16 protein-coding genes are annotated in these 12726 nt (G+C 39.1%); all 16 read right to left on the bottom strand.

Going from position 1 to position 12726, the window contains the following annotated elements; genetic code table 11:
• Positions 1-11 precede the first annotated feature (11 nt).
• Positions 12-746, bottom strand: coding sequence for a type II secretion system minor pseudopilin GspJ (gene gspJ, locus F3J02_RS00670; protein WP_167246755.1), 735 nt, complete (start codon positions 744-746; stop codon positions 12-14).
• Positions 743-1147 (bottom strand): type II secretion system minor pseudopilin GspI, encoded by a 405-nt coding sequence (gspI, locus tag F3J02_RS18520; RefSeq protein ID WP_323127226.1) that lies wholly within the window; start codon positions 1145-1147, stop codon positions 743-745. Before gspI ends, gspJ begins: the two co-directional genes overlap by 4 nt.
• 169 nt (positions 1148-1316) lie before the next feature.
• Positions 1317-1865, bottom strand: coding sequence for a pilus assembly FimT family protein (locus F3J02_RS00660; RefSeq protein WP_167246751.1), 549 nt, complete (start codon positions 1863-1865; stop codon positions 1317-1319).
• 11 nt (positions 1866-1876) lie between these two features.
• Complete coding sequence (locus tag F3J02_RS00655) at positions 1877-2485, bottom strand: TetR/AcrR family transcriptional regulator (RefSeq protein WP_167247831.1); 609 nt, start codon at positions 2483-2485, stop codon at positions 1877-1879.
• A 40-nt stretch (positions 2486-2525) separates the two neighbouring features.
• Entirely contained in the window at positions 2526-3299 is a 774-nt protein-coding gene (locus F3J02_RS00650) for a TatD family hydrolase (protein WP_167246749.1), read from the bottom strand.
• A gap of 24 nt (positions 3300-3323) precedes the next feature.
• On the bottom strand, positions 3324-3668 hold the full coding sequence (locus F3J02_RS00645) for a PilZ domain-containing protein (RefSeq protein WP_167246747.1): 345 nt from the start codon (positions 3666-3668) through the stop codon (positions 3324-3326).
• Between the two features lie 570 nt (positions 3669-4238).
• Complete coding sequence (locus tag F3J02_RS00640; protein ID WP_005212666.1) at positions 4239-4748, bottom strand: hypothetical protein; 510 nt, start codon at positions 4746-4748, stop codon at positions 4239-4241.
• A 148-nt stretch (positions 4749-4896) separates the two neighbouring features.
• Complete coding sequence (locus F3J02_RS00635; protein ID WP_167246745.1) at positions 4897-5202, bottom strand: hypothetical protein; 306 nt, start codon at positions 5200-5202, stop codon at positions 4897-4899.
• 180 nt (positions 5203-5382) lie between these two features.
• Positions 5383-6366, bottom strand: a complete 984-nt coding sequence (locus F3J02_RS00630) for a DNA polymerase III subunit delta' (protein WP_171526007.1) — start codon at positions 6364-6366, stop codon at positions 5383-5385.
• Positions 6367-6370: 4 nt separating this feature from the next.
• Positions 6371-7132, bottom strand: a complete 762-nt coding sequence (kdsB, locus tag F3J02_RS00625; RefSeq protein ID WP_167246743.1) for a 3-deoxy-manno-octulosonate cytidylyltransferase — start codon at positions 7130-7132, stop codon at positions 6371-6373.
• A 9-nt stretch (positions 7133-7141) separates the two neighbouring features.
• A complete protein-coding gene (gene lpxK / locus F3J02_RS00620; RefSeq protein WP_167246741.1) occupies positions 7142-8149 on the bottom strand; it encodes a tetraacyldisaccharide 4'-kinase in 1008 nt (335 codons plus the stop codon).
• Positions 8150-8151: 2 nt separating this feature from the next.
• On the bottom strand, positions 8152-9879 hold the full coding sequence (msbA, locus tag F3J02_RS00615; RefSeq protein ID WP_167246739.1) for a lipid A export permease/ATP-binding protein MsbA: 1728 nt from the start codon (positions 9877-9879) through the stop codon (positions 8152-8154).
• Positions 9876-10304: an ExbD/TolR family protein gene (locus F3J02_RS00610; protein ID WP_167246737.1), complete on the bottom strand. Its 429-nt coding sequence runs from the start codon at positions 10302-10304 to the stop codon at positions 9876-9878. Before F3J02_RS00610 ends, msbA begins: the two co-directional genes overlap by 4 nt.
• Positions 10305-10318: 14 nt before the next feature.
• Positions 10319-10948: a MotA/TolQ/ExbB proton channel family protein gene (locus tag F3J02_RS00605; RefSeq protein WP_167246735.1), complete on the bottom strand. Its 630-nt coding sequence runs from the start codon at positions 10946-10948 to the stop codon at positions 10319-10321.
• A 99-nt stretch (positions 10949-11047) separates the two neighbouring features.
• Complete coding sequence (locus F3J02_RS00600; protein ID WP_167246733.1) at positions 11048-11935, bottom strand: ParB/RepB/Spo0J family partition protein; 888 nt, start codon at positions 11933-11935, stop codon at positions 11048-11050.
• Complete coding sequence (locus F3J02_RS00595) at positions 11932-12714, bottom strand: ParA family protein (protein WP_005294681.1); 783 nt, start codon at positions 12712-12714, stop codon at positions 11932-11934. Before F3J02_RS00595 ends, F3J02_RS00600 begins: the two co-directional genes overlap by 4 nt.
• Positions 12715-12726: the final 12 nt, after the last annotated feature.

Here is a 12726-nt window from a genome sequence, read left to right as displayed (position 1 = left end):
TCGCCTCTTGCTCATTGTGGTGAAGATTCAGTACGATCTTGTGAATTAGATCCATCCTTATTATTAGGTGGATTTGTGCCCCCACCTGCGCCATTTGAATTTCCTATAGACTGCAAATATACCTGTGTATTTAGCAAACTATAGATCCATTCATAATCCGTACCCGCAACAGTTAACTGTATCTTTATGCCTAGCGGTAATTTTTTTAGCTCAGCAATATTGCTTGGATCATTATTTTCTGGCCATTGCGTCAATTCTTGTGGGTTCAAAACAAGCACTTTAAACTGATCTACATTTTCCAATAGCGTACTTGAGACAGGTTGCACACGATTCGGGATATTAAGATTTGAGTATTTCAATCGATACACTTTTTTCTGTGTAGAGTCATAGCGATATTCAATACGCTCATAAGGAGATAAACCCTGCTTCAATGGGTCGGAAACACCTGCCTTACTAAATACGAAGCTTTGATCATTCAAAACAACAGCTGCTTGTAACTGTCTTCCATCATTTGCTGTCAAAGGTATAATCTGCAAACTATCTCTCAATACTTGTTGATATGCATCTTGCAGGGCAAATAGATGCATTTCATGCTCGGCATTACGATCTTTTACCTTTAACAAATAATCAAAAACTTTCCACCCTAGCATGGAAAGCACAGCAAAGATTGCAATTGCAACCAACAATTCCACCAGGGTAAAGCCTGAATGAGGTGAAGAAGACCTGTGCTTAGAATTATATTTCATTGCGTTCTAGCTTTTGCAGGATAGTTAAAGAACACAAGATTGGTAACACCCGCCTCGACCTTACCTTGTTCATTATTAAATAAGCTGACTTGCAGCTCGATACGTTGGATTTTCGGGCTAATAGTAGATTGGGCTTTTTTATCAATCTGCCAGGTTTCGCCTTGAGAAGTCACTTGTTTTGACTGCGTTCCTTCTAACCATTCCTGATTAATTTCCATCAACGCAACTTCATTCATTCCCACAAATTGCGCTTTGGTTCGTAAGATTGCATTTGAAGTTGACTGAGTATATTGCATGGCAACTTTGGTTAAAGCGATTGCAGCAACCGCAAAAATTGCGAGGGCGACCATCACTTCGAGTAAGGTAAATCCTGAGCGAGGATTAGTGAAACAACGTTTCACCTGAGCGCAAGACGAAGAGCTATGCTCGAAGTAAACACGATTAAATCGGGCATAGCTCGATCGTGTCGCAAGGCGAGAAGCTATGCTTCGAGTTGCAGGATTAGTGAAACAACGGTTCACCCTGAGAAGCCTAGCTTCGCAAGAAGACGAAGAGCACTCATCTGAGTTTTTAATTTTCATTTATTTTACCCAAGTGATCTAGCTCCAACTCATGACCAATTGGTTGTTGCTCATAATAGAACTGAATCCGAACAGGTTTCACTTCACCATTGCCAAACCAAATCAATTGTGGTGCCTTACCACCTAATAGGTCTTCATTTTTAGCTTTGCTATAATTTGCTGTATCCAAGCTTTGAATGCTTAGAGACACACGATCTGGTAATTGACGGGTTTTAAATTCTTTATATACTTGCCAAGTTCGATCTGCTTGTTGAATCTGCTCTCGACTTTGATCGTGATATTCAAACAAGTTATAACTAAATGGTGCAACATCAGTTGCATTTTGAGTATTTAAAGCAAAAACCTTGGCCTGATCAGTTGCTTCTTTATTAATCTTTTTTAGATCAAGAATAAACATTTCCCTGGCTTGCATTGCTCGGCGTTGATCAACGCCACCAATATTCAAGACCACCAATGATGCCATGATGGTCATAATAACAATCACCACCATGATCTCAATAAGCGTAAAACCTGTTTGTAATCTCTGTGGTGATTTCATTCTATTCTCAACTATGGAATAGCATGTTCAAGCAGCTTCGGTAATGCTAAAGCTTGCTCTATATAGGCAACACGTAATGTATCTCGTGAACCCAAATAACGCTGATAGAAACTCGAATTTAAAATAACTGCCGCACCATAAGTCAACGACCAAATCGACGCAAGATAGTCGCGTGTTGTCATCGTACTATTGATACCCAATAAATAGCTTTCTGTCATACGAATAATGATACGCAAACGCTGTCTTCGTACTTTATACAGCTCACTGAATAGTAGTTGAATACCCTGCCCAGTGGTTGAAAGACGTTCCTCAATTTGGTGAAACAACGCTGTGCGCTCAGGATGATGTAAATGATGCAGCATAAAGAAAGCCAAATGCTCTGGAAAAGCCTTTTCGGTATCCTGAATCATTTCAAGCAACATGCGCTCATTACGGATAATAAGCAGCATATATAATTCATCTTTACTTTGAAAATGCTTATATAAGGTACCTTTTGCTAGATCCAGCTCTGCTGCGAGGGCATCTAGCGTCATGCCCGCTTCACCATTTTCTAATAGGAGTTGCTCCGCGATTTGAAAAATTAATACTTCTCGTGCTCTAAACTGAGCTTGACGATCCATTTTCACGTAATAACTCTCTTTCCTAGTACAACTAAACCGTTTATTTCAAATTTAAGAGATTCTCAAAATTTTGCGTTGTAATCATGCCAATCTCTTCAACCGATTTATCATATACATCACTTAGCGCTTTTGCTACAAAAGGAACATATTTCGGTTCATTGGTTTTACCACGATACGGTACAGGCGCTAAATAAGGACTATCCGTTTCGATGAGCAAGCGATCAAGCGGCACCTGTTTGGCCACATCACGCAAGTCCTGCGCATTTTTGAAAGAGACAATACCTGAGAAAGAAATATAATAACCGCAATCTAGCACAGCCTTTGCAGTTTCCCAGTCTTCTGTAAAACAATGCAGAATGCCATGTGTAGATTGCTCTGCACGAATGATATCTACTGTATCGTGCTTTGCAGCTCGCGTATGAACCACTACAGGCTTTTTAACGATTTTCGATGCTTCAATATGACGCGCAAAGCAACGTTTTTGTTCAGCAACAAAATCAGTACTGTGATAATAATCTAAGCCTGTTTCACCCAAAGCCCACACTTTGTCTGACTGAGCAAGGTTGACGAGATAATCCGTTGTAGCACGTGCCATGATGTGCTCATCTTCACAAGGATGTACACCCACCGAATAACCGACATCATCATGTCGGGCTGCAATTTCTGCCAATTTAACATGATCTTCCAGATCAACTGAAATCCCCATGAATTTAGATACACCAGCAAGTCGAGCTTGTTCAAGTGCTTGATCCAAATCCCCTTGATAAGGACTTAGATCTAACATGGTTAAATGGCAATGCGTATCAACAAACACTCTTTCTTCCTATTTTCTTTACAACTACATGGTATAGCTTGGACGATCCAAACCTTTCATACCCGCTAATAACTTTTCAGCTTCATTTTTATAATAGACGCCTTTTTCACCCGCCAACTGGATCGCAAATCCTTGTGGCTTAAAATGTGTTTGTTTATGTGAAATCCAGATCACTTTACCTGTCAACGGAATCTTTTGTGATTGCTCAGGTAGGGTTGCCAACACAAATACTTCTTGACCAATTTTCACCGCTTGTTTAGTCGGCACAAACAGACCGCCACCAACAACAAACGGCATATAGCTTGATTGTAATGTTGTTTTATCAGGAATATTAACCTGTATAATTCCGCCCATCATTTGTGGTTGCATAACATTCCCCTGTTAAAATTTAATAAATTAAAGCACCAATAACCCTACACCATTGATAAATCTAAAAAATATCATTTCTATTGATGATTTTCACAGAATTCTCTTTGGCTACCGTTCAAATAAAGATCTAAATATGATTTATCGCTTGATTATAGAAAACATTCTAACAAACAACAAATAATGTTTTACCAAAAGCCTTATAAAACAGCCAATCGACTTTTTATCCATACAAGTCATATATTCTAAAAATAATTCTTGAAACCTATATGACAATTCAACATCAATGATCCAATAGATGGCGTTCAAGGATGTATAAAGTGCTGTTTAGAAATAAAAGGATAACTCAACTTCTGAATTTACTTGATAGAAACTCTATCCTCAGCTAAATGCTAAATTGATTGTATGAGAGTGATGCTGTTACTCGTTTTTTGATGATTGTAAAAAATTCGATGAAGTTACAGCATTTGTAGAGCCGGTTACAGATGTCAAAAATAACCTATTGTAACCGCAAGAGAGACATTTGAATGAGATATAGCAAGGCAGGCTCACTATATCTCATGACATTGATTATTACTTTGTTGCTTTAACAATTTCAGCTTTATCAAATGAGAACCAGCATTCGCCTTGGGTCGCCCATTTTGATTCTGTTGTGCCTAATACACCAGTAACTACTATTCGATCACCGACTTTTAAATTGCTAATTTTGTCTGTATTTACTTTTAAATCATCTCGGGTTAACCCTTGCCCTTTACACTTTCCATTAGTTGGATCCTTAAAAATAATCGCAATCTGGTTTTGAGAAATAATTTCACCCGTTTTAGTAATACGTGTAATGATTCCAGGAACTTCAAGACGCTGTGAATCCCACTTTCGTTTTGCGGTAATCTCATTTTGCTGCCAATCTTTCCATATTTCAGATAAAGTTGCCTTCTTTGCTGGTCCTAAACCGCGAAAGTCACCACTCAATATATCTCCAGTTTTATTCAGTATCCCATCCGTTGCAGACATAGCCGAATCTAATGTCTGACAACCACTCAATGAAAGAAAGCTTAAAGCGACTAAAAGTGTTTTTATTTGCATATCAAAATTCCCTAAGCAAGGTAGTAAAATCTATGTGAAAAAATAACATATTTATTTGTAGATGTGAATTTTTAACATCCTTACCAAGAAAAATTTTCCCAAAAAAAGCCGCCCTTGTGGGCGGCTTGTTTGTCGATAGTCAAATTTTCTATTTCTCAGTACATTTATAATCAAAATCTAATGTGCTAATCATTCGATCTGTATCCTTTGAAATCACTGAAATATTACTGACCCCAGCCTCAATATAAAACTTACCACTGAACTGATTTGGTACTGAGCCTTGAGCATGATTAAAAGAATAGCTATAAACACATTCATATGCCTGAGAACCAATATTGGAGGCTTTAATCGCAAACGAGGAGCCATTAATATTGGATACAAATTTTGGTTCGGCCATTGCAATGCTTGGAATCACCATAAATGATAAAGCAATCGCGATAAATATTATTTTCATCTCTATAATCCTTATTTTTTAATATTATTGTGAAGTAACTCACATTTTATATACTTTTAATCAGGATTAAATAGACACGAACAATTCATATACAAAATAAATAATTAGATATAAAACAAATGCTTATATTAAAAAAACATACTTATATAAATTATAATTTAAGTATATTTTAATATTTACTTAATTAACATTCATTAATTGAATAAATAATTCATCAAGAACCAATTGAGTTTGTACGTTTTGCTCAATCATTAACTTTTTCTGCTGTAAGTTTGAATAGAATGTAAAAAGCTGCTCTAAACTATAAAATTCAGAAAGCTGCTTAAAATCCAAATCATCATTTTTTAACGATTGATTCAATTTTAAGTTCACGATATCAGCTAAAAGATATTCAAACATCGTGATAAATTCTGAAAAATTTAATTCCTTAGACCACTTATTTGAGTAATTTAGAGGCATATTCTTTTCAGCAACTAACTTCAACCAATCATTCAAGAATACCCCCCTTTTTTGTAGCCAAGCACTTTTTTCAATTTCAATCGCAGTCAAAGGCATATCATTGGCAAGGTTTAGCAATAATGATATTTGCTGAGTCGAAATCTCAGGAATTTGCTGTTGTACAAATGTTTGTGCATCTTGGATCGTCAAACGGTCTAAAGCGAAGTGTTGTAATCGGCTTCGAATTGTTGCTGGAAGTTTTAAATAGTGGTCCGCAAGTAAAATCAATACTACCTTCTCACCAGGCTCTTCCAAAGTCTTTAGCAAGGCATTAGCAGATGCTGTGTTTAATGCTTCTGCGGGTTCAATCACGACAACGCGCCAGCCTTCCCCTGTTTGCTGCACAAACGGAAGTAGATCCCGTATTTTTTCAATTTTAATTTTGGCATTCTGTTTTTTATTATCTTCATCCGTAGTGATATGGACATAGTTTGGATGTGTATCGGACTTCAACCATTGACAGCTGGTACATTCACCACAAGCTTGCTGTGCTTGCTTATTCAAACACAATACCCAAGCAACAAAGCGTTCTGCAAACTCTTTCTTTGCACAACCTTTCTTTCCATAAAATAAAAGCCCATGCCCAAGCTCAGGAAACCGAGTGGTTAATAATTCCCATGTTTGTGCATGCCATGGATAAATCTTTGTTGACTGAGTATCGACCATCATCTTATTCAAACAAACTCACAGACATTGCATTTAATCGATCTAGATCCGCTTGCGTATCAACACCAGGTGGCAAGTTTGCTTCGGCAACAGCTATGGCAATACGATGACCATTTTCTAGTACGCGAAGTTGCTCTAAGCTTTCCAATTTTTCAAGCCGTCCCTGTTCCCAAGTAACATACTCTTGTAACAATTTGACGCGATAGGCATATAAACCTAAATGACGAAAAGCTTGATTATGTAGTTGCTGTTCAGCCTGTTTAGCTCCATCACGATCATAGGGAATGGTTGCACGACTAAAATACAATGCCTCATTACGATTACTCATCACCACTTTAACGATACTATCGCGTTGAAACTCTTCAAGCTGATGAATGGGTTCACATAAGGTAGACATCGCACACTGCGGATGATCAGTCAGGAGCTGACTCACCTGCTGTACAAGTTGTGCCGGAAGTAAAGGCTCATCTCCTTGGACATTCACAATAATATCGTCTGCTGACCAGCCTTTAATTCGAGCGACTTCACTTAGGCGGTCTGTACCCGATGGATGATTTGGGTTTGTTAAAACCACATCAACACCTTCAGCACGACAAACCTCTGCAATACGCTCATCATCCGTAGCAACACAAAGGTCATCGAAACCAGCAACTTTCTTCGCTTGATCGACCACACGTAAAATCATTGGACGACCATGAATGAGGAGTAATGGTTTTGCAGGTAAACGAGAACTCGCAAAACGAGCTGGAATGACAATATGTTTCATGGTCGCTCTCTAAGAAAATTGAATACCAAGGTGCTGCAATTGTTGTTTCAACATCTCATAACAATCAGCTGATAAAACAGCCTCAACGGGTACCACCCAAATTGGAGTAGTGAATTCAGGATGTTGCTTTAATAAGGTTTTAAACTTTACGGCATCTTTTTCCGTAGTAATAATGGCATCATGATTTTCAAATGTTAAATCATCAATTTCATAATCATGATGGTCTGGAAATTCATGCGCCTGATATTGCTGTACACCCAAAGATGCTAATGTTTGATAAAAGCGCTGAGGGAAACCAATTCCAACAACAGCATTGAAATATTGGCTGTGATCAAACCAATTTGTATCTATATTTGCATTTAAAAGATAAGGCTGACCAACCGCTAAATGCATATTTCTTTGTGCTTGCGCAATTTTAGTATGCTCAATAACCGTACTTTCGCTTAACCGTGACTTAGGTTCGCGCAAATAACCTTCTGGCAATAGTTTCTCATTGCCTAAACCACGATTTTGATCTAACACAATCCATTCAATCTGACGCGCCAAAGCCCAATGCTGCAAACCATCATCGCTAATGATCAGATCTAGCTGTTCATTTTCCAATAACAACTCGATAGATGCTTGACGATTAGGTCCCACAGCCATTGGCACATGAGTAGATTGAACAATCAGACAAGGCTCATCACCAGCAGTATCTGGTTCAGAAATTTGAGTTACTAAAAGTGGAAATGGACCTTCACCACCATAACCTCGGCTAATTACACCTACTCGTACATTGTGTTGTTGTAAATACTTGACTAATTGAATCAGCAGTGGCGTTTTACCACTCCCACCTACGGTAATATTCCCAATCACCATAACAGCTACAGGCGCTTTATATACAGGTTTAATCCTATGTTGATAAAGCGCTTTATTCACACAAAAACCAAATCGGTATAACCATGACAATGGGCGCAACACCACCAACCACGAAGCTTGCTCATTCCAAGCATCCTGAAGACGCTGCGCCATCGACATGTTTAGTTTTCCTCGAAATTACGTTGATGCAATTGATAATACATACCATGTTTTGCTAAAAGTTCAGCGTGTGTGCCTTGCTCAATAATCTGCCCTTTATCCATGACTACAATCAGATCTGCATTTTCAACCGTAGACAGGCGGTGTGCAATTACGATCGTCGTGCGGTCTTGCATCGCCTTATCAAATGCTTGTTGAATAAAGTATTCTGATTCATTATCAAGCGCACTGGTTGCTTCATCTAAAATCAGGATTGGAGAGTCTTTTAAGATTGCTCTAGCAATTGCGATACGTTGACGCTGACCACCAGAGAGATTCAAACCTTGAGCACCAAGAATGGTGTCATAACCTTGTGGCAAGTTCATGATAAAGTCATGCGCATAAGCTGCTTTAGCTGCAGCAATGACTTGTTCATCACTTGAATCTTGTAATTGACCATAAGCAATGTTATCTCGCACAGAACGATTAAATAACACAACTTGCTGATTCACTGTCGCAATTTGAGAACGTAAATACGCCAGTTCAATATCCTGAACTGGAATACCATCAAAGTAGATTTGACCTTCGCTCAACTCTTGGAAACGTGGCAGCATATTGACTAATGAAGTCTTGCCCGCACCCGAACGCCCAACCAAAGCAACGGTTTGACCCGCTTTAATGTCTAAAGAAAAATCTTTGATTGCATGCGTACCATCTTCATAGCGTAAGTTTGCATGATCGAATTGGATATTACCCTTTAACGCTGGTCTGAGTTGGCCATTATTCACTTCTTCAGGCGTATCCAACAACTCAAACACTGAATGTGCAGCGGCCAAACCACGTTGTAACTTTTCATTGATATCAGTCAAATTCTTTACAGGCTTAGAAATTAAACCAGCAGCTGTAATGAATGAAATAAACTCACCCGCAGAAGTATCACCGAAAACCTGTGGACGTAATGCAAGCCAAAGAATGATCGCCATTGCCATCGACAATAAAAGCTGAATGATCGGGCTATTAATATTTTGCACCACCACCATTTTCAAACCGCGACGTAAATTCTCTTCAGACGATTTATAAAAACGTTTCTGCTCAAATTCTTCGCCAGTAAAGCTTTTTACCACTGAGTTTGCAGTAATCGTTTCTTGTACAACATGGTTTACATCACCCATGGTATTTTGTACTTGGATAGACAATTTCCGCATTTTCTTCGATGCGATTCGAACCAATATCCCAATAAAAGGCATGAAAACCACAATACACAGGGTCAATCGCCAATTGGTATAGAGTAGATAGCTCAACAAGCCGATAACAATCAAGCCATCTTTGATCAAGGTCTGTAAAGATTCAGATGAAGCAGCTGTTAACTGTTCGACGTTGTACATTAGCTTTGCGCTGATGTGACCTGCACTGTTATCAAGATAATATTGAGCTGGCAATCTTAACAATTTTGCATAGACTTCCTGACGGATGCTAAAAACCAAACTACGTGAAATAACAGCGGAAAAATAACCACCGAGAAATAGACCGACTCCACGAAAGAACATTAGCAAAACGATCAGTGCCGGAAACCAATCTAGATTGGTACGGCTACCTTCTTGAATGGCGTCAATAATGTATTTCAGCAACTTCGCGACAGAAACTTCCGTCGCGGCGTTGATTCCAAAACCAAGCAAGACTAATAAGGCAACGCCCCAATAAGATTTTAAATACGATATTAAACGGACATAAACCTTAAAATCCTGATTCACTCAGTAAAACCTCTTGTTGGAACTTTGGTGCTGATATTAACGTTAACAAAACCGAGTTGGCCTGCCACATCCATTACACGAATTACGTCTTGATGAGCAGCTTTGGCATCAGCAGCAATAATAAACATAAAATCACGACGATCTTGTGCAACTTGCTTAATCGCAGTGCTTAAATCAGCGATATCCTTACTGGATAATGCTTGGCCATTCACAGAATAATGCCCTGTGGAGTCTACCATGATTTCAATTTTGTGATCGTATTGTTTAGGTGGAACACCCTGCGCATCTGGCAATGTCAGGTTGATACGACTTTGCTGACTAAAGGTCGTAGATAATAATAAAAACACCAAAATAAATAACATACAGTCAATCATTGGCGTCAAATTGATATGAATATCTTCAACTTGAGAGCGTTTAAACTTCATGTCTACACCTCTGCTTAACTTGCGCGACGGTGTTCTTGTGCATGAGCTGCTTTTTTATAGAAAAGCGCAGCATGAAACAAGGTCGACTGCTGCTCTAATTCAGCAATATATTCATGTACAACACGCTGGAAATAACGGTATGCAATCATTGCTGGGATGGCGATCAGCATACCGACAGCTGTTGTAATTAAAGCTTTGGAAATACCAGGCATCATCATACTGGCATTACCAGCAGAACCCACATCTATCACCAAAAACGACTCAATAATTCCAAGAACAGTACCAAGTAATCCCAGTAAAGGAGCGATTGCACTCAAAGTGCCTAAGAAATTGATATTTTTTTCGAGATGGCTGATTTCTTGAGACGCAGTTGCTTCCATCTGCGCACGAGCAAACTGCTCGCCTTGGTCTTGATGATCAAAACCTGCTTTTAAAATACGACCAAGCGGACTTTCTACTGCATCATCTTTTTGTAAACGAGCAATCACTGATTCAACATCAGAACCATTAACCAGTAGCGCTTGCGGTAAAACTTGTGACCGTTTCAAACGAATGTATCGTTCAAGTGTAATAGCAACCGTAAAAATTGATGAAAGAATTAGGGGCAGCATTAACCAACCACCCGCTTTCACAAGTTCCCACATATTATTCCCCAATAATATTTAAACTATAAAAGGATGGATCAGGATTCATTGATCGCTCATACAGATTTGCAAAAGCAATTAACAAATCCATCCTTAATATTAGTTAGGTAAACAAATATTGAGGATTCCATCCAACTCATCCAATGAGTGGTAATGAATGACCATTTTCCCTTTACCTTTTTGATTATGGTCAATTTTCACATTTGCTCCGAAACGTTCTGATAGTTTCTGAGTCAATTGTTCAATATCTGGAGAAATCTGAGCCTTTTCCTTTTCAGGCTTTGGTTCACTCCACTCACGAACTAACTGTTCAGTTTGGCGTACAGACAAACCTTTTTCAATCACGATTTGCGCAACTGCAATTTGATCTTTTGCCTTGAGCGTCAGAATCGCACGGGCATGTCCCATGTCAATCTGACCTTGTTGTATTAAGTCTTTAATCGGATCAGCCAAGCTCAACAATCGCAACAGATTACTCACTGTTGTACGTGCCTTACCTACCGTATCTGCAATTTCTTGATGACTTAAACCAAATTCATCATGGAAACGTTGCAATGCAACAGCCTGATCAATCGGGTTCAAATCTTGACGTTGAATATTTTCAATTAATGCCAAAGCAATTGCGACTTGGTCATTTAAATCACGCACAATGGCAGGAATTTCAGTCAATCCTGCCAATTGAGCTGCACGCCAACGACGCTCACCTGCAATAATTTCGTAAGGATGCTGCTCATCATCCACAGGACGGATCACAATCGGCTGCATCACACCATGTTTTTCAATTGATGCTGCAAGCTCTTGTAAATCCTGCTCTTGGATAAAACTACGCGGCTGGTATTCACCACGTTTTAATAAGTTGACATCAATTTGCTTGAGTTGGCCATGATCCAAGGCTTGTGCTTCAAGTTGCAATTTCTCTTTTTGAATTGAACCCAATAGCGCATCTAAACCACGACCTTTAGCCAATCCGCGTTTTTTGATGCTCATACAGCACTTCCTTTTTTCACTTTACTTTTCTTCAACATTTCTGCGGCTAAGTTCAAATATGCAATCGCACCTTTGGAACTCTTTTCAAAATAGATTACAGGCAAACCATGAGCTGGTGCTTCAGCCAAACGAATATTTCGAGGAATCACCGTTTCATATAACTTTTTACCAAAATATTGCTCTAACTCGGCAGACACATCACGGGTCAACGCATTACGAGCATCGTACATGGTACGTAATACCCCAACGATTTCCAAGTTTGGATTAAGGGCTTTTTGTATACGGTCAATCGTTTGTGTCAGATCAGCCAACCCTTCCAAAGCATAGTATTCACATTGCATCGGAATAATCACACCATTCACGGCAGCTAAAGCATTTACAGTGATTAGACTTAGGCTTGGTGCACAATCGACAATAATATAATCAAATGCAGCATCTACTTCTTGTAAAGCATTCTTCAGAATGAACTCACGCCCTTCCTGCTCAGCAATCGCAAGCTCAACACCCGCAAGCTCTCGGTTTGCACCTAAAACCTTATAACCAACTTCTGCTTTTTGAATCGCAGTTTCAATTGGTACTTCACCCAACAACACATCTGTGACTGAATAAAGTAAATCGTTCTTTTGAATACCAGACCCCATGGTGGCATTCCCTTGTGAGTCCATATCGACCAACAAGACACGTTTTTTCAAGATCGCCAAAGAGGCAGCAAGATTGACTGCTGTCGTGGTTTTTCCCACACCACCTTTTTGGTTTGCAATCGCAATAATTTGAGCCATGACTACCCTTAA

Source organism: Acinetobacter sp. Tr-809 (assembly GCF_011753255.1).
Taxonomy (GTDB): domain Bacteria; phylum Pseudomonadota; class Gammaproteobacteria; order Pseudomonadales; family Moraxellaceae; genus Acinetobacter.
The sequence above is the reverse complement of the archived record's forward strand: the minus strand, read 5'-3'. Positions and strand labels throughout refer to the sequence as shown.